The organism is Novosphingobium sp. (genome assembly GCF_965228995.1).
Classification (GTDB): domain Bacteria; phylum Pseudomonadota; class Alphaproteobacteria; order Sphingomonadales; family Sphingomonadaceae; genus Novosphingobium.
Genome location: NZ_OZ245852.1, coordinates 1,306,510 through 1,328,343, shown reverse-complemented (window position 1 = coordinate 1,328,343; position 21,834 = coordinate 1,306,510). Strand labels below are relative to the sequence as shown.

Here is a 21,834-nt window from a genome sequence, read left to right as displayed (position 1 = left end):
GGCCTTTTTCCTGTCAGGCGGTGGTCGGCACCACCAGATACTTCTCGCCCGTCCGGCGCGCGTTGTATTCGGCGACGGCGGCCGGCTCCAGCATGCCTTCGAGGCTCACTTCGGCCTTGTAGTGGCTGGCGAACGTGGTGGTGAGATCGCGCGCGACGCGGGCGCGCATGCGGCCCACGGTGTCCATCCCGGCCTTGGCCATGAACGGTGTCAGCAGCCAGCCGGCGAGATCCCAGGTGAGCCCGAAGGCGCGGTTGAGGATCGTCGGCCCCAGATCGAGCGCGCCGTAGATATAGACCTTCTTGGCCACCGAGGAGCCATAACGGCTGAACGCGGCGCCCCGGCTGGCGGAAGACTCCATCGCAGCGAGGATCTGCCCTGCCAACGTGCCGCCGCCAATCGGATCGAAGCCGAGCATCGCGCCGGTTTCATGGATCGCATCGGTCAGCGCGGCCTGGAAGCCGGGCTCGGTCATGTTGAGCACATGCGTCGCGCCGAGGCTCTTGAGCAACGCGACCTGCTCTTCGCTGCGGACGATGTTGACCAGCGGCACGCCATCTTCCTGGCAGATGCGCACGAGCATCTGGCCAAGGTTGGACGCAGCAGCAGCGTGGACGATGCCGGTGAAGCCTTCCATCCGCATCGTCTCGACAAAGCCCAATGCCGTCATCGGATTGACGAAGCTGGACGCGGCCTGCGCCGGGGTCACGCTATCGTCCACCGGAAGGCACATGCCGCTTTCGGCATAGGCGTAGCTGGCATAGGCCGTGCCCGGCACGCAGGCGACGCGCTTGCCCATCAGCGCCTGCGCGGCAGGGCTGTCCCCGGCGGCCACGACGACACCTGCCGCCTCGTTGCCCGCAGGCATATCGAGCCCGTGGCGCGCGGTCATCGCGCGGGTGGCGTTGTCAGGCATCTTCGCCACGACCTTGCCGGGGGTGTAGACGGCATTGGCGGTATCGGCCGAGGCGAACAGCAGGCCGAGGTCCGAGGGGTTGATCGGCGTCGCCTCGACAGCCACGAGGACCTGGCTGCCGGTGGGCGCGTCCCACGTCTTGGGCACGATCTGGACGGTCAGGGTGCCGTCCGCATCGAGCCGGGTGGTGAGCTGCTTGCCAGTAAATGCCATGATTCTCTCCGTGTGGCTGCCGCGCTGGAAGTGCTCCGCGCGGGTTTCATTCCGCAACTTAACGCCTCAATCGCCGGGGTAAAGCGCGCCCATGAAATAGAGGCCATCAGGCGGCGCATTGTGGCCAAGGGCGCGGCGATCCGCTGCCTCCAGCGCATCGCGCAGATCGGCGGCTGTCCAGCGCCCCTCGCCCACCAGCGCAAGGCAGCCGACCATCGAGCGCACCTGATGATGCAGGAAACTGCGCGCTTCCGCCGCGATGATCACATGATCGCCCTCACGCCGCACCGAAAGGTGGCGCAGCGTCTTCACCGGGCTCGCCGACTGGCACTGGGCCGAACGGAAGGTGGTGAAATCGTGGCGGCCGACCAGCACTTGCGCCGCGGCATGCATGGCGTCTGCATCGAGCGGCTGCGCGATCCGCCACGCGCGCCCTGCCTCGAGCACCAGCGGCGCGCGGCGGTTGGCGATGACATATTCGTAGGAGCGCCCAAGGCACGAGAAGCGTGCGTGCCAGTCCTCCGGCACCTCGACGCAGTCCAGCGCGGCCACAGCCTGGTCTGCCAGCCTGAGGCGTGCATTGATCGCCTCGCCCATACGGAAGGGGGGGAGCGGCTTCTCGCTGTCAAAGTGCGCGCGCATAGCCCGCGCGTGCACGCCTGCATCGGTGCGCCCGGCGGAATGCAGGGTCACCGCATGGCCGACGACACTTCCCGCCGCCTCCTCGAACGCCTGCTGGACCGAGGGGCCATGCGCCTGCCGCTGGAAGCCCATGTAGGGCCTGCCATCGTATTCGAGGGTGAGCGCGTAGCGGGTCAGGGGCGCTGGATCACCCAAGGCGCGTTCCCGCCGGGATCGTACGTCCGCGCAGCAAGGCGGCTGTTTCCATCGCCGGTTTGCCCGCGCGCTGGATCAACGTCGGCACCAGCGCGCCCTGACCGCAGGCAATCGTCAGCAATGCATCAAGCGTGGTTCCCGCAGCCCCGCTGCCCTCGGCCAGCTGCGCCGCCAGGACGCGGTAGCGCTCGCCCTCAAGCTCGAAAAACGCACCGGGCGCGGGCGCAAAGGCGCGCACCTGCCGCTCCACCTCCACCGCGCTGCGGGTAAAATCGAGGCGGCTCTCCGCCTTCTCGATCTTGTGGGCATACGTCACACCCTCCTCCGGTTGCACCACCGGCGGATGCGCCGGAAGATCGGCCAGCACCGAGACCATCAGCGCCGCGCCCTTTTCCGCCAGCTCGGTAGTCAGTTCGCCCGCCGTCTTGCCGGCCACCGGCGTCTCCACCGTGGCCAGCATCGGCCCGGTATCGAGCCCGCGCTCCATCTGCATGATCGTCACGCCAGTCAGCGCATCGCCCGCAAGGATCGCGCGCTGCACCGGCGCCGCCCCGCGCCAGCGCGGCAGCAGCGACCCATGGACATTGAGGCACCCCAGCCGCGGTGCATCGAGAATCGCCTGCGGCAGGATCAGGCCATAAGCGGCAACCACCGCGACATCGGCCTCCAGCGCGGCGAACGCGGCTTGTTCCTCAGCGCTTCGCAGGGAAACCGGCGTGCGCACCGCAATGCCCAGCGCTTCCGCTACCTGGTGCACCGCCGAGGGCTGCAGCTGCTTGCCCCGCCCCGCCGGACGCGGCGGCTGGCTATAGGCGGCCACCACCTCGTGCCCTGCCGCGACCAGCGCGCGCAAGGTCGGCACCGCGAAATCCGGGGTTCCCATGACGACGATGCGCATAACGCTCAAAAGGGCCTTTCGTTTATGTGCGCTCGCCCTATCTCTCACCCCATGGCATCGCAAGAGATCGAGGCGCTGGCGAGCGCACTGGCGCGGCTTCCCGGGCTGGGCCCGCGCTCGGCGCGGCGCGCGGTGCTGTGGCTGATCAAGCGGCGCGAGACGAGCCTTGTCCAGCTCGCCGAAGCGCTTGAAGGCGTGCGGGCGCGGCTGGTGGAATGCCAGACCTGCGGGAATGTCGATACCATGGATCCCTGCAGCATCTGCACCGATCCGCGCCGCGATGCCCGCGCGCTTTGCGTGGTGGAGGAAGTGGCCGATCTCTGGGCGCTCGACCGCGCGCGGCTGTTTACCGGGCGCTACCACGTGCTCGGCGGGCGGCTTTCCGCACTCGAAGGCGTGGGGCCGGAAGACCTCTCGATCGGCAAGCTGCTGGCGCGGCTGGAAGCGGGCGGGATCGACGAAGTGGTGCTCGCGATGAACGCCACGCTGGAAGGCCAGACCACCGCGCACTACATTGCCGAACGGATCGACACCCTGCCACTACGCGTGACGCAATTGGCGCACGGCCTGCCAGTGGGGGGCGAGCTCGACTACCTCGACGAGGGAACTTTGGCGCAGGCGCTGCGCGCGCGGCGGCCGGTTGGGTAGGACCTTGCGAGTCGCGCGCGCGTTGCTTATCTGACCGCCATGGCTATCCGCGAAATCATCGAAGTCCCCGATCCGCGCCTCAAGCAGATCTCCGCGCCCGTCACCGTGTTCGATGAGGAGCTGAAGACGCTCGTCGCCGACATGTTCGAGACGATGTATGCCGCGCCGGGCATCGGCCTCGCCGCCGTGCAGGTCGGCGTGCCGCTGCGCGTGCTGGTGATCGACCTGCAGCCCGACGATCCGGATGCCGAGCCGGTGCCCTGCGCGCACGATGGCCACCACCACCATCACCAGCCGACGAAGCGCGAACCGCGCGTGTTCATCAATCCCGAGATCCTCGATCCTTCGGCTGAACGCCGCGTCTATAACGAAGGCTGCCTCTCGGTGCCCGAGATGTATGCCGAAGTGGAACGCCCCGCGCGCATCCGGGCCCGCTGGCAGGACCTTGATGGCAATGTCCACGAGGAGGACATGGACGACCTCCTCGCCACTTGCCTGCAGCACGAGATGGACCACCTCGAAGGCATCCTGTTCATCGACCACCTCTCGCGCCTCAAGCGGCAGATGGTGCTGCGCAAGCTGGAAAAGATGCGCCGCGCGGCGTGACAAGCTGCGGCTTGCGCCGCCGGTAGAGTCAGGATAAATTCACGCTTCGTTCCGGTTTTGGGAGTCGGCGTGGATACCACCCTTGTCTTTGTTTTCCTGATCATTGCGCTGCTCGCCGGCCTTGCCGTCGGCTGGTTTCTCGGCGCGCGCCCGATTGGCGAGCTGCAGGCGCGGCTCACGGCGCGGGAGGGTGAGGCGCGGGAACTGGACGAGAAGTTTCGCCGCGCGATCACGGAACTGGCTGCCGCCAGCGTCAAGGCCGGGCAGCATGATGCGCTGGCCGCCGAAGTGGGCACTGTGCGCGAGGAGCGCGATACGCTCGCCGCGCAGTTCGCTGCGGCGCAGGAACGCGCTTCGGAGGCGGACCGGATGCGCCCCGAACTCGCCGCACTGCGCGCCGACCGGGAGGCTTTGCGTGCCGAGCTCGAGCGGCTCAAAGCCGATGCCGAGAACTTCGCAGAACAGAAGCGTCTGCTGATCGAGGCGCAGGACATGCTGCGCAAGGAATTCGAGAACGCCGGGCACAAGGTGCTCGAAAAGGCGCAGGAAGCCTTCCTCGCCCGGGCCAATGCCCGCTTTGCCGAAAGCGAGAAGACCAGCGAGGCGCGGCTGCAGGCTGTGCTGGAGCCGGTCGGCGCGCGGCTGCAGAAATACGAACAGCAAGTGCAGGAGCTTGAGTCCAAGCGGGTTGATGCCTTCGGGCAACTGACGGGGCTGATCGAAGGGATGCGGCAGGGCCAGGAAGCCGTGCGCACCGCCGCGCTGCAGCTCGGCAACTCCTTGCGCAATGGCCCCAAGACGCGCGGGCGCTGGGGCGAATTGCAGCTGCGTAACGTGCTCGAACAATGCGGGTTGGCCGAGCATACCGATTTCGTCACCGAGCATTCGGTCGATACCGAAGATGGACGGCTGCGCCCCGATGCGATCGTCAAGGTGCCGGGCAACAAGATCCTCGTGATCGACGCCAAGGTGTCGCTCAACGCCTATCAGGATGCCTTCGAGGCGGCGGATGACGATGCGCGCGGCGTGGCGCTGGCGGCGCATGTCCAATCAATGCGGGGTCACATCCAGACGCTCGGCGCGAAAAGCTATCAGAGCCAGTTCGATGAAGCGCCGGACTATGTGCTGATGTTCGTGCCGGGCGAGCATTTCATCGCCGCCGCGCTCGAACGCGATCCGGGCCTGTGGGACTTCGCCTTTGAACGGCGCGTGCTGCTCGCCTCCCCCACCAACCTCGTCGCCATCGCGCGCACGATCGCGCAAGTCTGGCGGCAGGACGGGCTGGCACGCGAAGCGCGCGAAATCGGCAAGATGGGCGGCGAACTTTACGACCGGCTGGCGGTGGCGGCAGAACACCTGAAGCGCGTCGGTTCGGGCCTCGACAGCGCAGTGGGACACTACAACAAGTTCGTCGGCAGCTTCGAACGCAACGTGCTTTCTGCCGGGCGGCGCCTGCGGGACAAGCACATCGAGATCGGCAAGCGCGAGATCGAGGACGTGCCGCTGGTCGAAACCGCCCCGCGCCACGGCGATGCGGAAGGTGGCCCGAAGCTGGCACTAGCCGAGCCGAACGACGACGAGGCGGCGGCATAGGCAACCGCATCAGCAGTGCGCCCAGATGGCATTATGCCCGCAGGGTCAACCCAACCCTCGTCATCCCCGCGCAGGCGGGGATCCAGGGTTTGCAGGCTCTGAATCCCCGCCTGCGCGGGGATGACGATTGCAGTGGGCGAGCGCTTCAGCCCTCCAGCGCCGCCAGCACTTCATAGGCCAGCACCGCTGCCGCGACTGCCGCATTGAGGCTGTCGGCCCGCCCCTTCATCGGCATCGTCACGCGCAGGTCGCAGGCCAATTCATATACTTCCGGCAATCCGCGCGATTCGTTGCCGACCAGCACGAAGCACGGCGCCGCATAGGCCGCGCCGCGATAGGGCACCGCCTCCCGCAACGACGCGGCCACCAGTTGCCCCGGCCCGGCGCGCAGCCACTCCTGGAATTCCTCCCACCGTGCCTGCGCCAGCGGCACGGTGAACACTGCGCCCATGCTCGCGCGCACGGCTTCGACCGAGAAGGGATCGGCGCAATCATCGAGCAGGATGACACCCCCTGCCCCCACCGCATCGGCGGTGCGCAGCATCGTGCCGAGATTGCCGGGATCGCGCATCGCCTGCGCCACCAGCCACAGCGGACTGCGCGCGCGGTCCAGCGCTTCGAGCCGGGTATCCCACTCCGCAAAAACCCCGGCTACCGCCTGCGGGTTGTCCTTGCCCGTCACCTTGGCGAGGAGGTCCTCGGGCATTTCGATCACGTCGCCGCCTGCACGCGCCACCGCCGCTTCGAGCGCATCAAGCAGCGGATGCCCCTCGCGCCCCTCGGCCATCAGCAGCAGTTCGGGCAGGCGACCGCTTTCACGCGCGTCCGTCAGCAGACGTAAGCCTTCGGCGAGGAAGCGGCCCTCACGCTTGCGGTGCTTCTTTTCGCGAAGGGCCCGGACGGCCTTGATGGTCGGGTTTGAAAACCCGGTGATCTGGCGGCGGATCATCGGACGCTCGCGCTCAGTCTTCGCCGAAGCCGTCCTTGACGAGCCCGGCGACTTTCATGAGCACGCCATGCGCGTCAGGGCCGGTGACGACGATCTCGACCGAATCGCCCTTTGCCGCGCCGAGCATCATCAGGCCGAGGATCGAGCCGCCCTGCGCCTCGGTCCCGTCCTTGATCACCCGCACATCGACGCCCTCAGGCAGGCGCGCGACGGCGTTGACGAACTTGGCGCTGGCGCGCGCATGCAGGCCGCGCTGGTTGATGATGAGAACCGTCTCACGCGCCGTGGTTACAGATGCGTCGGCGGCGTCTTCGGTCATGCTCAGGCGTCCTGCCCCAGGAATTCGGATGCGATGGTGATGTAGTTGCGGCCCGCATCGCGCGCGGCGGCGGTTGCTTCGCGCACGCCCATGCTGCTGCGCGCCTTGGCGAGGCGGATCAGCATGGGCAGGTTGATGCCCGCGATAACCTCGACCTTGCCCGCTTCCATCAGCGAAATCGCGAGGTTGGAAGGCGTCCCGCCGAACAGGTCGGTCAGCACGATCACGCCCTCGCCGCTGTCGACCCGGCGAATGGCTTCGGCGATTTCCTTGCGGCGGCGCTCCATATCATCATTGGGGCCGATGCAGACCGCGACGACATCGGGCTGGCGCCCGACGACGTGCTCCATCGCGTGGATGAATTCGTCGGCAAGGGCGCCGTGGGTGACAAGGATGAGACCGATCATCTGGGGGTATGGCTCCGAAGGGCGATCCGGCGATGCGCCGCGATCAGGCTGGGCAGTATCCGCTGAGGCTGGCGCCGCATCCGGCTGAATGCCCGATCGGTCCTGCCATCTTCCAGTGCATGCCCATTCCCCTGATTCCTGCCTTTACCCCTGGACGGCAAGCAAGCGTCTCTGTTTTTCATGTCTGCGCGCCTTCGACCATGTCGGCAGCGCGCGAGCCCAGGTTGCGATGCAACAATGTGGGAGAAAAACCCTCATCGCGCAAGGCTGAAGCGATCTGCTCGGCCATGAACACCGAGCGGTGGCGCCCGCCGGTACACCCGAAGGCAATGTTCACATAGGCCTTGCCCTGCGCCTGAAAGCGCGGAAGCAGCAGCAGGAGGAGATCGCGGATCCGCGAGAAAGCCTCGCTAAATGCCGGATCGCGGCGGATATATTCGCCCACAGGCGCGTCCTTCCCGGACATCGGCCGCAAGACATCGTCCCAATGCGGATTGGCGAGGAAGCGCATGTCGAACACCAGATCGGCCAGCGGCGGCGTGCCGCGCGAAAAGCCGAAGCTGCTGATGGTGAGCGTGGTGCGCTGCGGCGTATGGCTGCCGAACTGTTCGCGAATCGCCTGCTGCAGATCGTTGGTCGAAAAGTCGGTGGTCGAGATGACCACGTCCGCCCAGCGGCGCAGCGGCTCGAGCAGTTCGCGCTCAGCGGCGATGCCGGTGGCGGCGGGCTTGTCCTCGCTCATCGGATGGCGGCGCCGGGTTTCGTTGTAGCGGCGTTCGAGTTCGGACCCGCCGCAATCGAGGAACAGCGTGGTGAGCGCGAGATCGGTGCGGGTGCTGAGGCGCTTCACGCGCTCGATGGTCCGCGCCGGATCGAAACCGCGCGTGCGGGTATCGAAGCCGATGGCGAGCGGTGAGCCTGCATCGAGCTGCGCCGAACCCGGCTCGGTTTCCAGCAGGCGATCGAGCAGGCGGATCGGGAAGTTGTCGATGGCCTCCCAGCCCATGTCTTCGAGCGTGCGCAGCGCGGTCGTCTTGCCCGCACCGAGCACGCCAGTGACGAGCAGGATACGCTGCGGTGCCTCTTCGGGTTCCGACTCAGCCGACATGGCGGGTGGTTTGCGCCAGCCGCGGCGCGAAGGAAAGACCGCACGGGTGCAACGAACGTGGGTAAACGTCCGGCATTGTTTCGCTTTGCGACACCCGCCTCATGCCGGGAGGCCATATTGGCGCAAGGCAAGTTCGGCGCGCAGGTGCAGGACGGGACTGTCAGGCCAGAGGCGGACGCAGGGAATCGGCACGCCTTCTCGCATGATGTTTTCGGCCGCCTCGATGAAGCGGGGGGCCTCGCGGCTGAGTTCGATCACGAGCGCGACGGGGATACCGGACAGGACGGGCATGGTCACCAAGCCCAGGCCGCGCACTTCGAGCAGCCCGGCCGTGGCGGGAACCGGACTTGCCAGCAGCCGCGCACCGCCGCGCGCAAGCGTGACGCTGTCATCGCCCACCAGCACCGCGCCGCGATCGATCAGCGCAAGCGCGAGGCTCGACTTGCCCGCGCCGGGCGGGCCTTCGATCAGCACCGCGCGGGGCCCGATGGCCACGCAGGTTGCCTGATGCTTCACTCCTCGTCCTCCCCGGCCATCGGCAGTTCGAGCACGAGCTGCGCGCCGGGCTCGCCGCCGGGGCGGTCGGTGATGGAGAGCGTCCCTTCGTGCGCCTCGGCAATGGTGCGCGCGATGGCAAGGCCGAGCCCGCTGTGCGCACCGAAGGCTTCGCTGGCGGGGCGGACCGAGTGGAAGCGTTCGAACACTTTCTCGCGCTCGGCAGGGGGCACACCCGGGCCATCGTCGGTGACCGCGAGGAAGACCCGCCCCTCGCTACCCCAGACGACGACTTCGACCATGCCGCCGGGCGGCGAGAACGAGACCGCGTTGTCCAGCAGGTTTTCCAGTACGCGCTCCAGTTGCAGCGCATCGCCGCGGACCATGGCCGCGCCGCCGCCGCGCACCATGTGGATCGGGCATGCTTCGCGGTCAGGCCGGGCGCCGCGCGCGCCGACCACATCAGCGGCGAGCCCAGCCAGATCGAGCGGCGCGAACGTGGCGCGGCTCAATTGCGCATCGATGCGGCTGGCATCGGCGATCTCGGTGATCAGGCGGTCGATGCGCTGGACATCGTGCGCGGCGATGGCGGCAAGCTGCTGGCGCAGCGCGGGATCGTCCACCTTTTCCATCGTCTCGAGCGCGCTGGATAGTGAGGCGAGCGGGTTCTTGAGCTCGTGCGCGACATCGGCGGCGAAGCTTTCGACTGCGTCGATGCGCTGGCGCAGCGCCGTGGTCATGTCGGAGAAGGCGCGGGCGAGGAGGCCGATCTCGTCGCCGCGTTCGGGTAGGCGCGGCACGACCACTGCGCGGTCGCGGCCCAGCCGCACACGCACCGCCGCGCGGACCAGTGCGCGCAGCGGCTGGACGATGGTGCGCGCGAGGAACAGCGAGAGCTGGATCGAAAGCAGGAACGCAACGCCGATGATGATGCCGAGCGACTGGCGCGCATCGCGGACCGACTGAGTCACGTCGGTCGCGTTGCGCAGCGCGAGCAGCATTTCGCCCTTGCTGCCGACCGGAGTGGCGGCGGTGATGACCGGCGTGCGATCGGGGGCATAGCGCAGATAGACTTCGGTCGCCTGTGCGGTGCGGGCGCGCGCGATCTCGGGCCAGTTGGCCGCACCCGTCTCGGGCGGCTCGCGGTAGCGCTCGATATTGGGCGCGCCGACGATCACATCGACGCCGCGATCGAGCAGCCGCGCGGCGGTCGTGTACCAGGCCTCCTGGTCTGGATCGGCGAAGGCGAACGGAGGCGGCGCGAGGCGGAAGCTATCGGCGATGAGGCCGCCCTTTGCGTCGTAGAGCGTGAGGCGCAGCTTCTGCGCGACACCGATTTCGGCGAGCACTTCGCGCGCCTTGGCGGGGCGCGCTTCGGTGAGCGCGATGGCGGCGATTTTTGCCTCGGCGCGGGCGAGCTTGAAGCGTTCGGCGAGCAGCTGCTTGCGGTAGCTATCGAGGTAGAAGAACGAGCCGGCGAGCAGCGCCAGCGCGATGACGTTGACCGCGAGGATGCGCGTTGTGAGCGAAACACCGCGCACGCGCCATGAGCGGCGGCGCGCACCCGCTCGGGCAGGACCGGGGGGAGCCGGTTCAGGAATCGGTGAAGCTGTATCCGGCGCCATAAAGCGTTTCGATGGCGGCGAAGCCGGCGTCGGCGGCGCGGAACTTGCGACGCAGCCGCTTGATGTGACTGTCGATCGTGCGGTCATCGACGAAGACGTCGTCGTGATAGGCCGCGTCCATCAGCTGGTTGCGCGTCTTGACCACGCCGGGGCGCAGCGCGAGCGCTTCGAGGATCAGGAACTCGGTGACAGTGAGCGAGACCGCCGCGCTGTCCCAGGTCACGGTGTGGCGCGCAGGGTCCATCACGAGGCGGCCGCGGCGGATCGGCTCGGGCAGCGGCTCGCTATCCTCGCTGGCTTCGGCGGGATCGGCCGCATCGCTGCGGGCAAGTTCGGAGCGGCGCAGGATCGCGCGGATGCGGGCGATCAGCAGGCGCTGGCTGAAGGGCTTCGCGATATAGTCATCCGCACCCATCGAGAGGCCAAGTGCTTCGTCCGCCTCGGCATCCTTGCTGGTAAGGAAAATGACCGGAAGCTGGCTCTTCTCGCGCAGGCGGCTGAGCAGTTCGAGCCCGTCCATGCGGGGCATCTTGATGTCGCAGACGGCAAGGTCAGGGGGGTTTTCGATGAGCGCCTTCAGCGCGGCGGCGCCATCATAATAGAGCCGAGTAGCGAAGCCCTCGGCCTGCAGCGCGATGGAAACCGTGGTGAGGATGTTCCGATCATCATCCACCAGCGCAATCACCCGGGGATCATCGCCGCGCGGGGCCGCGCGGGCGGTGGAAGAAACCTGTGGTTGCAAAGCTTCGGACAGGGGCTTTTCCGGTCTGGCTGACGGCGGGTCGGGGGCCAAGGGATTACCGGCTCGCGCCGTCACTGGCAACCGGGGCCGGCAACGGGGCCGGTATCCCGTTGCAGTTGTACGCGGTGCAACTTGCTGCGCAAAAAACTTGGTTGCCGCGAGGGCATTTGACGCAGCAAGGCGGGGTGGCTATGCGCCGGAACGGACTCAGCGCATTCGTATGCAGTCATGCTGCGGATTCGCCGTCGGACGAAAGCATCTGGGTGTGATTGCAACGCGGGCCATGCCTCGCCCGGAGCCGAAACCGGCCCGGACAACTGGCAGACCTGCCAAGGGAGACCGATCTGTGTCTGATACCGCATTGAACGTGAGCCTGGCCGAACAGGGCCTTCCCGAGCCCGCCCAGATCTTTGCCAACCTCGGCACCGCGCCGCTGGTCGAACATGCGATCCGCAACGGCGAGGGCGTACTTTCGGCAGACGGCCCGTTTGTCGTCGCGACCGGCAAGCACACCGGGCGCAGCGCCAAGGACAAGTTCTTCGTCCGCGACGCGGAGACCGAGAACACGATCTGGTGGGGCAAGACCAACGTCAGCATGACGCCGGAGCAGTTCGCCGTACTCAAGGCAGATTTCCTCGCCGCGCTCGGCGGGCTCGACAAGGCCTACGTGGCAGACCTCTTCGGCGGTTCGCAGCCCGAGTATCGCGTTTCGGTGCGCGTGATCACCCAGTACGCGTGGCATTCGCAGTTCATCCGCACTCTCCTGGAGCGCCCGACGGCGGAAGAACTGGCGAACTTCGCCCCCGAATACACGAACATCGATATCCCGGGCTTCCGCGCCGATCCGGCCCGCCACGGCTGCCGCAGCGAGACGGTGATCGCGGTCAACTTCACCGAGAAGCTGATCCTCATCGGCGGCACCGCCTATGCGGGCGAGATGAAGAAGTCGGTCTTCGGCATCCTCAACTATCTGCTGCCGGTGCAGGGCGTGATGCCGATGCACTGCTCGGCCAATATCGGTGCGGACGGCACTACCGCAGTGTTCTTCGGGCTTTCGGGTACCGGCAAGACGACGCTTTCGGCCGATGCCAGCCGCACGCTGATCGGCGATGACGAGCATGGCTGGTCGGATACGGCGGTCTTCAACTTCGAAGGCGGCTGCTACGCCAAGATGATCCGCCTCTCGGCCGAAGCCGAGCCCGAAATCTTTGCGACGACCAAGCGTTTCGGCACGATCCTCGAGAACGTGGTGATCGATCCCGAGACCCGGACGATCGACCTCGATGATGCCTCGCTCGCGGAAAACAGCCGCGGTTCCTACCCGATCGATTTCATCCCGAACGCGAGCGAGAAGAACCTGGGGCCGGTGCCCGCGAACATCATCTTCCTCACCGCGGATGCCTACGGCGTGTTGCCCCCCATCGCGCGGCTGACGCCTGATCAGGCGATGTATCACTTCCTTTCGGGCTACACCGCGCGCGTGGCCGGCACCGAAATCGGCGTGACCGAGCCGGAAGCCACGTTCAGCACCTGCTTCGGCGCGCCGTTCATGCCGCGCCATCCTTCGATCTACGGCAACCTCCTCAAGGAGCGCATCGCCAAGGGCGGGGTCAAGTGCTGGCTGGTCAACACCGGCTGGTCGGGCGGCCTCGCCACGATGCCGGGGATCAAGCGCATGCCGATCAAGGCGACTCGCGCGCTGCTCAACGCCGCGCTCGACGGCAGCCTTAACAGCGCCGATTTCCGGATCGATCCCAACTTCGGCTTCGAAGTGCCGGTGGCCGTGCCGGGCGTGGACAGCGCGCTGCTCGATCCGCGCGGGGCCTGGGCCGATCCGGAAGCCTATGACCGCACCGCCGGGGAACTCGTGCGCAAATTCATCGACAACTTCGCGCAATTCGCCGATCACGTGGACGAAAGCGTGCGCAACGCGGCACCAATCGCGGCATAAGCAAGAAGACGACAATCCCATCTGGCGTGAGGCCTCGCCCTGTGCGAGGCCTCTTTTTTTGTGCTTGGGCAGAACGCCGGAGCTACTCCGAGAGGTCTTCCCAATGCCCGCGCATTCGATCCGACTCTTTTCCGATGATGCGGCGGTGCGCCACGTGGGCGAAGGGCTGCTGGCGCGCACGCTGCCCAAGCCGGAGTGGACGCACGAGGCGCATCTGGCCGCGTGCTTGTGGCTCATCCGCGAACGGCCGGACTTCCTGCCCGAGCGCGACATGCCCGGCACGATCAGCGCCTACAACGTGGCGGCGGGCGGCGAGAACACCGATAGCGCGGGCTATCACGAGACGCTGACCCAGCTCTATATCCGCGGCGTGCGCGCCTTTGCGGAGACGCTGCCGGAGGAGACATCGCTGGCCGATGCGGTGAATGCACTGCTCGAAAGCGAGATCGGCGACCGCCAGTGGCCGCTGTGCTTCTATTCCAAGGAACGCCTGTTCAGCGTGGAAGCGCGGCGCGGGTGGGTCGAGCCGGATCTGGCGGCACTGGACGACTGAGCCTTCTCAATTATCACCCGAGCAATTCCCAAGACCGCTCATGCTGAGCTTGTCGAAGCATCAGACCCGGCACTCGCGCCAGCACCCTTCGACAAGCTCAGGGTGAGCGGGGTTGGGGGTTCAGAGTGAAAGGGAATCCATGTGCCGCCCTCACCCCGTCCGGCGCGGAACAAACGGATAGGTCCGCCGCTCGATCACTTCCTGCACCGCGCGGTGGGCTTCCTGGATTGCGGCATCGGTGTGGGGGCTGGCGGCGGCGTCGCTGTTGGCGATGCTGACGAGGCCGAAGGGCTGGCGGCCGATCACGCAGGGGCGGTTCGGGCTTTCGCTGTAGACCCATTCCACCGGATCATAGATCGAGTTGTAGGTGTAGGAATAGCCATGGCCCCAGCGGTTTACGGTGATCCCGGCAATGTCGCGCGCGGCGTCGAAGCCCGCGCCGCCAAGCATGCGCTGGAGTTGCCGACGGGTCTCACGCTCGAAGGTCTCGAAGCTCATCGCCAGCAGCTCAGCGCGGCCGGTGCGGTGCTGGTCGCGGCGCGGGAGGCCGGGCTTGTTCATGTATTTGACGAGGTGCAGCACGACCGGCTCGTCCGGGCTCTGCGGGTGCTTGAGATCGCCGAGGCTGACCGCTTCGGTGAGGCCGACCTCCTGATGGAACATCGTCGGGCAATGGAAATTCGCCGCGCCCAGCTTCACGAAGGGCCGCCAATTGGTGACCGCGACGCTGGTGTAGACCATCGGGCCCTTCACCCCGTAGGCGAGGGCTTCCTTCTGCGCGGCCGGGAGTTCGGGCATCACATAGGGGATCGCCATGTTCCAGCAGGCCATGATGACGGCCTTGCCCCGCACTTCGACGAGCTTGCCTTCCTTGGCATAGTGCACCGCGACTTCGCCCGCGCTGGCCGGATCACCCTTGTGCGCGACATTGAGGACAATGCTCGAGAGGCGGATGCGGGTGGGCGCGCCAGAGCGGTCGAGCGCGGCGTAGTCGATCACCGCGGTGCCCATGTCCTCCTGCGTGCGGCCCGCTGTCGCCTCGGGCACCAGCTTGGCAACCAGCAGCCGTGCCAGCGTGGCGTTGCCATCGGGGAAATGGATCGACTTGTCGCCCTCACGCTGGCGGCCGTGCTGCCCGCCGGGGAGATCGGCGAAAAGATCGGCGGGCACTTCGCCCAGTGCCATGCCCGAAAAGCCCGGATAGCCCTGGACCCAGCCGAACAGCGCCGGGACCGCATCGCCGCCGACGCAGAAGCTTGCCTTGCCGATGTCCTGAAACAGCCAGTAGACTTCGGGATCGACGCCGACCTTCTCGATGAGGAAGTCCTTGTAGGAGTGGCGCGCCAGCCAGTCCTTTTTGGCCGCCTGATCGAGGCCGGGGAGATAATCGGGCTGCGGCTGGGCGAACAGGCGGGCCAGATCGGCGCGCGCCTTGGGGCTGAGCGGGGCCTTGTCCAGCTTGTCGGGCTCGATCGCGCCGCCTCGCCAGCCACCGCCCATCGCCAGCACCACATCCTTGCCGCCGAACGTCTCGGCATCGAACACCATGCCGTGTCCCATGCCGAGCGACTTGTAGAGAGTAGCGTTGGCGGTGTTATCCCGCTCATACCGGGCGATGTCGACGCCGATGTCGTCCAGCAGCACGCGGGACCACTTGTCGTAGCGGCTGGGGCTTTCGATGTTGAGCGTGCCGCCGTTGCAGAGCAGCAGGCGGCCGTTCACGCGAAATTCGTTGCGCTTGGCGTGGCCACCGAAATCGTCGTGATTGTCGAGCACCAGCACCTTGGCTCCGGGGCCGACACGCTTCTGGAAGAAGTGCGCGGCGGAAAGGCCGGAAAGCCCGCCGCCGACAACGATGAGATCATAGGTTTCGCCGCTGTCCTCCGCGTCCGCAAGCTTGAGCGTGCCATCGCGCAGCATGTGCGCCGCCTCGAACGTGCCGGCGTGCGAGCCGCGCATGCCCTGCCGCGCCGGGGGATAGGGATTGGGATCGATCTCGGGCGTGATGACGGCCTTGGCGCGCGCTGCTGCGGCCAGCGCATCGGCAGGGGCAGTAGCAGCGAGCGCGCTGGCGGCGACGCCATTGACGAAGTCACGCCGGGTGATCGCCCGGTCCATCCCCAACTGCCGGTCTTCGCTCTTCATGCGCCTGTTCCCCCGCTCGCAATGCCTGCCAGCTTTGCGCCGCGCGGAGGGCTTGTCCAGCCCTACCCGGATCAGGCGTTGAACGCGGAGGTGGAGCGCAGCAGGTTGTAGGCGTCGATCACGGCCTGCAAGCGGCCTTCGTGCGCGCGGTCCCCGCCATTGCGATCGGGGTGGAAGCGGCGGACGAGCTGCGAATAGCGCGCCCGCAGCGCCTTGCGATCCGCATCGAAGCCGAGGCCCATCGTCTCGTAGGCCTTGCGCTCCTCCGGCCCGATCCCGCGCCGGGCCGCTTCCTGACGGTGCAGCGCATCCTCGCGGCGCACCTTGGCGCGCTGGGCGATGGCATCGAGCGGATCGGCGAAATCGTTCCAGCGCGGGGCCTGATCGATCCCGGCAGTCGGCCGGAAGGCGCGGGTTTCCGTCGCCCAGGCAGCGAGCGGAGACTGCGCGGCCATGATCTCTTCCTGCGTCATGCCCGCGAAGAAATCATAGCCCGCGTTGAAGGCGCGCACGTGCTCAAGGCACATCCAACGGTAATCGCCGGGGCCATCAAAGCCCGAAGCGCGCGGGCCGGGGGCGCGGAACTCACCGGCTTGGTTGCAGCCGGGCACGGCGCAGGGGCGCCCGCTATCGGGGACGCGGCCGTGGAAACGATCATGGGGTCTGGCTTGTCGCATTCGGCTTTTCACATGGAGATGGATCGGCCAAGATGGAAGCCATGACCGGACCCATTGCCCAAGAAATCACCCAGCTCCTGACCGAAGCCTTCGCGCCCGAGCACCTCGCCGTGATCAACGACAGCGCCCGCCACAGCGGCCATATGGGCGACGACGGATCGGGCGAATCGCACTTCACCGTGGAGATCACGAGCGCAAGGTTCGCCGGCGTTTCACGCGTGATGCGCCAGCGCCTGGTCAATGCCGCGCTGGGCGATATCCCGGGCCAGCGGGTGCATGCGCTGGCGATCAAGGCGCGGGCGCCTGATGAGTGACGGGGCGCTGAGTGATACGCCGCGCCGCGTCCGCCGGGCCGCGCGCATCCTGCTGATCGACGAACACGAGCGCCTGCTGCTGATCCGCTTTGCCCCGCCTGCCCGCCGCGCGTTCTGGTGCGGCGTGGGCGGCGAATGCGATCCGGGCGAGGATTTCCACGCGGCGGCGGTGCGCGAATTGTTCGAGGAGACCGGGCTCAGCATCGAAAGCTGTGGGCCGGAGATTGCACAGCGGACCGATGATTTCATCACGCTGGAGGGCGAGCCGGTCACCTCGGATGAACGCTTCTTCCGCGTGCGCACCACCAGCTTCACGCCCGATCATGCCGGGCACACCGCGCTCGAACGCCAACTGATCAAGGAATTCCGCTGGTTTAGCGCCGCCGAACTGGCAGAATGGCACGAACCGGTGTTTCCGGTGAACATCCTCGACCTGCTGCGGATGGAGGCGGCACGATGAGCGAACCCGTGATCCAGACCCTGACCCCGGTCACGCACGACCTGGGCGCGTTTCAGGTGCGGCGCGTGCTGCCGGCGCGCGAGCGCACGATGGTGGGGCCGTTCATTTTTGTCGACCAGTTCGGCCCCGCCGTGCTCCCAGCCGGCACCGCGATGGACGTGCGGCCGCATCCGCATATCAATCTGGCCACGGTCACCTGGCTGTTCGGCGGCAAATATGCTGGCGCTATCGATCACCGTGACAGCCTCGGCACATTCGCGACGATCCGCCCCGGTCAGGTCAACCTGATGACGGCCGGGAGCGGCATCGTCCATTCCGAGCGCAGTCCGGTTGCCGAACGAGAGGGCGGCCCCGCGCTCTATGGCATGCAGACCTGGCTCGCCCTGCCCGACGGTCGCGAGGATATCGACCCGGCTTTCGAGCAGCAGGCGGACCTGCCCCTGATCGAGGACGGCTGCACCACCGCGCGGGTCATCATGGGCACGCTCTGGGGCAGGACCGCGCCGACCACGCAGCACAGCCAGACGATCTATGCCGAGATCCTCTTCGCCCCCGGCGGTGCGATCCCCATCGATGCATCGGCAGACGAGCGCGCGGTCATGCTGGTAGGCGGCGAGGCCAGCGTCGATGGCGTGCCGCTCGCGCTTTATAACCTTGCGGTGCTGGCGCCGGGCACGACGCTGAAGCTTTCCTCCGAAGGCGGCGGACGCGTGATGTTGCTCGGCGGGGAGGCTTTCACGTCGCAGCGCCATGTCTGGTGGAACTTCGTGAGCTCCAGCCGGGAGCGGATCAATCAGGCCAAGCACGATTGGGACGAAGGGCGCTTTCCCAAAGTGCCGGGTGATGAGGACGAGTTCATCCCCTTGCCCAAGGTGCCCAAAACGCGCGCCAATCTTTAACAGAACCAAGAAAACAAGGGAGAGACAGCATGGCATTTGCCGGAGAGGTGGCATGGATCACCGGGGCATCATCGGGGATCGGCGCGGCAATGGCGCGGGCGCTGGCGGCGGAAGGCGCGCATGTGATCCTTTCGGGCCGCAATGCCGAAGCGCTCGCCGAAGTGGCGGCGGAATGCGCCAAGGGCAATGCGACCGCTCTCGTGCTGCCGTTCGAGGTGACGGACTACCCGGCCGGACTTGCCGCAGCCGAGCAAGCCTGGGCCTGGGCTGCGGAACGCAGCGGGGGCATCGATCTGCTGTTCAACAACGCCGGCATTTCACAGCGCAGCCTTGCGGTCGATACCGACTACGCTGTCTACGAGCGGATCATCGCGGTCGATCTGCTCGCCCCCATTGCGCTGACGCAGGCGCTGGTCGGGCGCATGGTAGCGCGGGGTAAGGGCCGAATCGCGATGGTATCGAGCGTGGCGGGCAAAGTCGGCGTGCCGATGCGCACCGCCTACAGCGCGGCCAAGTTCGGCCTGATCGGCTATGCCGATGCACTGCGCACCGAAGTGACCGGCGAGGGCCTGCACGTCCATGTCATCGCGCCGGGTTCGGTGCGGACCAATGTCTCGCGCAATGCGCTGAACGCCGATGGCAGCCGCCGCGGGGTGAGCGACAAGGCGATCGACAAGGGCATCGATCCGGCAGAGGCAGTCGCCGCGATCATCGCCGCGATGGCCGCGGGGGAGCGCGAAATCATCGTTGCGCGCGGGTTCGAGCAGGAAATCGGCGAAGCCTGCCGCACGCCCGAAGCGATCTTCGACAAGATGGCTGCGATGGTCGCCGATGGCTATGCCAGGAAGATGGAGCAGGCCAGTGTCGAGTGAACTGACCCGCGTGAAGCTGGCGAACGGCATCGAACTCGATGTTATCGATGTCGGCCCGCGCGATGCGCCTGCGCTGGTGTTTCTGCACGGCTTTCCCGAATCGCACCGCACCTGGCGCCATCAGATCGCGCACCTTTCGGACCGCTACCACTGCATCGCGCCCGACCAGCGCGGTTATCGCGGCTCCTCGAAACCTGAAGGCGCGGAGAACTATTCGCCGGACAAGCTGATCGGCGACATCTTCCTCCTCGCCGATGCGCTGGGCGTGGGGCAGTTCACCGTGCTTGGCCACGATTGGGGCGGCGCGATTGCCTGGGGCGTTGCGCTGATGGGTCAGGGCACGCGGGTGACGCGCGCAGTGGTCGCCAATGCGCCGCATCCGGGGATCTTCCAGAAGCTGCTCTGGCTGGATCCGGTCCAGCGCGGGGCGAGCCAGTACATGCGCGCTTTCCGCGATACCGCCAACGATGCGCTGGTGCGCGAACACGGCCTCGGCGCGCTGCTGCAGCAGGCGCTCAACGTAGGTGAACTCGCGCCGGCGATGGAAGAGGCCGAACGTGAGGCCCTGCTCAAGGACTGGTCGAACCCCGACAGCGCGATTGCCATGCTCAACTGGTACCGCGCGAGCCCGATGGACGTGCCCACCATGGACGCGCCCTTTGCACTACCGGAAGGCTACACCCCGCCGCCGCTACCCCCGCTGATGATCCCGACATTGGTGATCTGGGCGATGGACGACAAGGCTCTCCCGCCCTCCAACCTCGAAGGTCTGGGCGACATGATCCCGAACCTCACGCTGGTGGAGGTGCCCGATTGCGGCCACTTCGTGCCGTGGGAAGCACCGGACAAGGTCAACGCCGCGCTGGACGCGTTTTTGGGGTAGCCCGGTGGTTGAAGGCACGTCCGCACACTGCTCCCTGCTGCGTCAGCACGGCGGCGGGCCTGCGCCGGTCAGCTATCTCGAGCTGTTCTTCGATCTCGTCTATGTTTTTGCCATCACGCAGATTTCCCATGCGCTGCTGGTGAACCTCACCTGGCGCGGGCTGGCCGAGGCATCGGTGCTGTTCCTCGCGGTATGGTGGGCCTGGATGTATACCACCTGGGCGGCAAACTGGGCCAATCCTGACCGCACAGCGGTGCGGATCATGCTGCTGCTGGGCATGCTGGCGAGCCTGCTGATGGCGGTTGCGCTACCCCATGCCTTTTCGCGCGGCGCGGAGGACAATGGCCCCTTGTTCGTGGGCAGTTACCTTGCGCTCCAACTGGGGCGCACGCTGTTCATGGCGGTGATCATGCGCCGCGATGATCCGCGCGGCATGATGAACATGCTGCGGATTTCAAGCTGGTTCGTCGTCTCGTCGCTGCTCTGGGTGGCGGGGCTAGGTGCTACCGGCGATGCACGGCTCGCGTGGTGGCTGGGCGCGCTGGGCATCGAGTATCTCGGGCCGCTCGCGGGCTTCATCACCCCGTTCCTGGGCCGCTCGCTGGCAGCGGACTGGAATATCTCGGGCAGCCACATGGCAGAGCGCTGCGCACTGTTCATCATCATTGCGCTGGGCGAAGGGATCGTCGTCACGGGCGTGAACTTCGGCAGCGGTGCCCCCACGCCGGAGCGGATCACCGCATTTGTCTGCGCCTTTGCCGGATCGGTGCTGATGTGGTGGATCTACTTCGACCTAGGCGCCGAGCGCGGCGCGCGGCATATCGAAAACCACGCCCAACCGGGCCGCGTGGCGCGCGAGGCCTATACCTACCTGCACATGCCGATCGTGGGCAGCATCGTCGTCAGCGCCGTTGCGGATGCGCTGGTGCTTGAAGGTTCGCAAGGCGGCGCTGCGCCGGGCCTGATCCTCACGCTCTGCGGCGGACTGGTGACCTACCTCGCCGGCGTCGGCCTGTTCAAACGCTTCAGCAACGCGCTTGGCAACTTCCCGCTCTCGCACACCGTGGGCTGCGTGCTGCTGCTGGCGCTGGGCGGGTGGGCCTGGCTGCGCCCCGTGCCTGTAACGTCCATTGCCGCCGCCTCCGTGCTGGTGCTGCTGATCGTCGCGGTATGGGAATGGGGCTCGTACAATGGCGGCTGGCGCGAACGGCTGCTGCGGCTGTTGCCGGATCAGGCCAGTTCCACCCGGTAGAAGTGCGTATCGACGGGCATGCGCGGGAAACCTTGCGGCAACGCATCGGGATCGACAAGGACGAACCCGTTCTTCTCGTAGAACCGCCGCGCGGCATGGAGCTTCTCGACCGTGCCAAGGGTGATCCCCCTGATGTCCTTGGCGCGCGCATGCCCGACCAGGATATCCAGCAGCCCCGCCGCCACCCCAAGCTCGCGCCCGCGCGCCTCGGCCGCTACGAACATCTTGCGTAGCGCGCCCTCGCTGGTGCCAAAGCCGATGAGGCCGATGGTACCGACGATACGCCCGTCCATTTCGGCGACCCAGAACCCGCCGGGGCCGGACTGATAGACCTCCGCCACCGCGCGCAGATCGGGTTGCTCCTCGGCAGTAACCGGCACGGCAAATTCGCCCTGCTGGATGGCAAGGATATGCGCAAGGACGGCGTCCTCATCGGCCTTGGCATAGGAGCGGTAGGTAACTTCGGGCATGG

Annotated in this window: 24 protein-coding genes; 11 read left to right on the top strand and 13 right to left on the bottom strand. The window is 66.9% G+C overall.

From position 1 onward, the window contains the following. Window positions 1-13 precede the first annotated feature (13 nt). The 3 genes from ACO056_RS06200 to fmt all read right to left on the bottom strand — a co-directional run bounded on the left by ACO056_RS06200 (window position 14) and on the right by fmt (window position 2,864). Complete coding sequence (locus tag ACO056_RS06200) at window positions 14-1,129, bottom strand: zinc-binding dehydrogenase (protein ID WP_421853381.1); 1,116 nt, start codon at window positions 1,127-1,129, stop codon at window positions 14-16. Between the two features lie 66 nt (window positions 1,130-1,195). Next, window positions 1,196-1,948, bottom strand: a complete 753-nt coding sequence (truA, locus tag ACO056_RS06195) for a tRNA pseudouridine(38-40) synthase TruA (protein WP_421855330.1) — start codon at window positions 1,946-1,948, stop codon at window positions 1,196-1,198. 10 nt (window positions 1,949-1,958) lie between these two features. After that, window positions 1,959-2,864: a methionyl-tRNA formyltransferase gene (gene fmt, locus ACO056_RS06190; RefSeq protein WP_421855327.1), complete on the bottom strand. Its 906-nt coding sequence runs from the start codon at window positions 2,862-2,864 to the stop codon at window positions 1,959-1,961. A gap of 51 nt (window positions 2,865-2,915) precedes the next feature. Here fmt and recR point away from each other — a divergent pair, with 51 nt between their 5' ends. From recR to rmuC, 3 genes are all read left to right on the top strand, one after another. After that, the gene (gene recR, locus ACO056_RS06185) at window positions 2,916-3,512 is read left to right on the top strand and encodes a recombination mediator RecR (protein WP_421853378.1); all 597 of its coding nucleotides are present in this window, start codon (window positions 2,916-2,918) and stop codon (window positions 3,510-3,512) included. A gap of 39 nt (window positions 3,513-3,551) precedes the next feature. Beyond that, window positions 3,552-4,118, top strand: coding sequence for a peptide deformylase (gene def, locus ACO056_RS06180; RefSeq protein ID WP_421853375.1), 567 nt, complete (start codon window positions 3,552-3,554; stop codon window positions 4,116-4,118). 69 nt (window positions 4,119-4,187) lie between these two features. Further along, complete coding sequence (rmuC, locus tag ACO056_RS06175; protein ID WP_421853372.1) at window positions 4,188-5,711, top strand: DNA recombination protein RmuC; 1,524 nt, start codon at window positions 4,188-4,190, stop codon at window positions 5,709-5,711. Between the two features lie 145 nt (window positions 5,712-5,856). On the opposite strand, the gene ACO056_RS06170 is transcribed toward rmuC, so the two are convergent. The 7 genes from ACO056_RS06170 to ACO056_RS06140 form a co-directional block, all read right to left on the bottom strand. Then, window positions 5,857-6,660, bottom strand: coding sequence for a TrmH family RNA methyltransferase (locus ACO056_RS06170; protein WP_421853369.1), 804 nt, complete (start codon window positions 6,658-6,660; stop codon window positions 5,857-5,859). A gap of 13 nt (window positions 6,661-6,673) precedes the next feature. Next, complete coding sequence (locus ACO056_RS06165; protein ID WP_421853366.1) at window positions 6,674-6,979, bottom strand: HPr family phosphocarrier protein; 306 nt, start codon at window positions 6,977-6,979, stop codon at window positions 6,674-6,676. Window positions 6,980-6,981: 2 nt separating this feature from the next. Further along, the gene (locus ACO056_RS06160; protein ID WP_421853363.1) at window positions 6,982-7,386 is read right to left on the bottom strand and encodes a PTS sugar transporter subunit IIA; all 405 of its coding nucleotides are present in this window, start codon (window positions 7,384-7,386) and stop codon (window positions 6,982-6,984) included. A gap of 178 nt (window positions 7,387-7,564) precedes the next feature. Further along, window positions 7,565-8,494, bottom strand: coding sequence for an RNase adapter RapZ (rapZ, locus tag ACO056_RS06155; protein ID WP_421853360.1), 930 nt, complete (start codon window positions 8,492-8,494; stop codon window positions 7,565-7,567). A gap of 99 nt (window positions 8,495-8,593) precedes the next feature. Continuing rightward, complete coding sequence (locus ACO056_RS06150) at window positions 8,594-8,989, bottom strand: HPr kinase/phosphorylase (RefSeq protein WP_421853357.1); 396 nt, start codon at window positions 8,987-8,989, stop codon at window positions 8,594-8,596. A 17-nt stretch (window positions 8,990-9,006) separates the two neighbouring features. Continuing rightward, complete coding sequence (locus ACO056_RS06145; protein WP_421853354.1) at window positions 9,007-10,614, bottom strand: stimulus-sensing domain-containing protein; 1,608 nt, start codon at window positions 10,612-10,614, stop codon at window positions 9,007-9,009. After that, window positions 10,583-11,356, bottom strand: coding sequence for a response regulator transcription factor (locus ACO056_RS06140; RefSeq protein WP_421853351.1), 774 nt, complete (start codon window positions 11,354-11,356; stop codon window positions 10,583-10,585). The genes ACO056_RS06145 and ACO056_RS06140 overlap by 32 nt, the downstream gene beginning before the upstream one ends. A 346-nt stretch (window positions 11,357-11,702) precedes the next feature. Here ACO056_RS06140 and ACO056_RS06135 point away from each other — a divergent pair, with 346 nt between their 5' ends. Both ACO056_RS06135 and ACO056_RS06130 read left to right on the top strand, forming a co-directional pair. Next, a complete protein-coding gene (locus tag ACO056_RS06135; RefSeq protein ID WP_421853348.1) occupies window positions 11,703-13,307 on the top strand; it encodes a phosphoenolpyruvate carboxykinase in 1,605 nt (534 codons plus the stop codon). Between the two features lie 103 nt (window positions 13,308-13,410). Then, the gene (locus ACO056_RS06130; protein ID WP_421853345.1) at window positions 13,411-13,860 is read left to right on the top strand and encodes a hypothetical protein; all 450 of its coding nucleotides are present in this window, start codon (window positions 13,411-13,413) and stop codon (window positions 13,858-13,860) included. Between the two features lie 150 nt (window positions 13,861-14,010). Here ACO056_RS06130 and ACO056_RS06125 read toward each other — a convergent pair whose 3' ends face one another. Both ACO056_RS06125 and ACO056_RS06120 read right to left on the bottom strand, forming a co-directional pair. Beyond that, window positions 14,011-16,005: an NAD(P)-binding protein gene (locus ACO056_RS06125; protein WP_421853342.1), complete on the bottom strand. Its 1,995-nt coding sequence runs from the start codon at window positions 16,003-16,005 to the stop codon at window positions 14,011-14,013. 71 nt (window positions 16,006-16,076) lie between these two features. Continuing rightward, on the bottom strand, window positions 16,077-16,682 hold the full coding sequence (locus tag ACO056_RS06120; protein ID WP_421853339.1) for a J domain-containing protein: 606 nt from the start codon (window positions 16,680-16,682) through the stop codon (window positions 16,077-16,079). A gap of 41 nt (window positions 16,683-16,723) precedes the next feature. Between ACO056_RS06120 and ACO056_RS06115 the strand changes: the two genes are divergently transcribed. The 6 genes from ACO056_RS06115 to ACO056_RS06090 are packed head-to-tail and all read left to right on the top strand — an operon-like array spanning window position 16,724 to window position 21,362. Further along, entirely contained in the window at window positions 16,724-16,996 is a 273-nt protein-coding gene (locus ACO056_RS06115) for a BolA family protein (RefSeq protein WP_421853336.1), read from the top strand. Then, window positions 16,989-17,456 (top strand): NUDIX hydrolase, encoded by a 468-nt coding sequence (locus ACO056_RS06110; protein ID WP_421853333.1) that lies wholly within the window; start codon window positions 16,989-16,991, stop codon window positions 17,454-17,456. Before ACO056_RS06115 ends, ACO056_RS06110 begins: the two co-directional genes overlap by 8 nt. Beyond that, window positions 17,453-18,355, top strand: a complete 903-nt coding sequence (locus ACO056_RS06105) for a pirin family protein (RefSeq protein WP_421853330.1) — start codon at window positions 17,453-17,455, stop codon at window positions 18,353-18,355. Before ACO056_RS06110 ends, ACO056_RS06105 begins: the two co-directional genes overlap by 4 nt. Before the next feature lie 29 nt (window positions 18,356-18,384). Beyond that, on the top strand, window positions 18,385-19,227 hold the full coding sequence (locus ACO056_RS06100; protein ID WP_421853327.1) for an SDR family NAD(P)-dependent oxidoreductase: 843 nt from the start codon (window positions 18,385-18,387) through the stop codon (window positions 19,225-19,227). Continuing rightward, window positions 19,193-20,110, top strand: coding sequence for an alpha/beta fold hydrolase (locus tag ACO056_RS06095; protein WP_421855324.1), 918 nt, complete (start codon window positions 19,193-19,195; stop codon window positions 20,108-20,110). Before ACO056_RS06100 ends, ACO056_RS06095 begins: the two co-directional genes overlap by 35 nt. Window positions 20,111-20,114: 4 nt before the next feature. Continuing rightward, the gene (locus ACO056_RS06090; protein ID WP_421853324.1) at window positions 20,115-21,362 is read left to right on the top strand and encodes a low temperature requirement protein A; all 1,248 of its coding nucleotides are present in this window, start codon (window positions 20,115-20,117) and stop codon (window positions 21,360-21,362) included. Here the strand turns inward: ACO056_RS06090 and ACO056_RS06085 are convergent. After that, window positions 21,341-21,832 (bottom strand): GNAT family N-acetyltransferase, encoded by a 492-nt coding sequence (locus ACO056_RS06085; protein WP_421853321.1) that lies wholly within the window; start codon window positions 21,830-21,832, stop codon window positions 21,341-21,343. The genes ACO056_RS06090 and ACO056_RS06085 overlap by 22 nt on opposite strands. Between the last annotated feature and the right edge of the window lie 2 nt (window positions 21,833-21,834).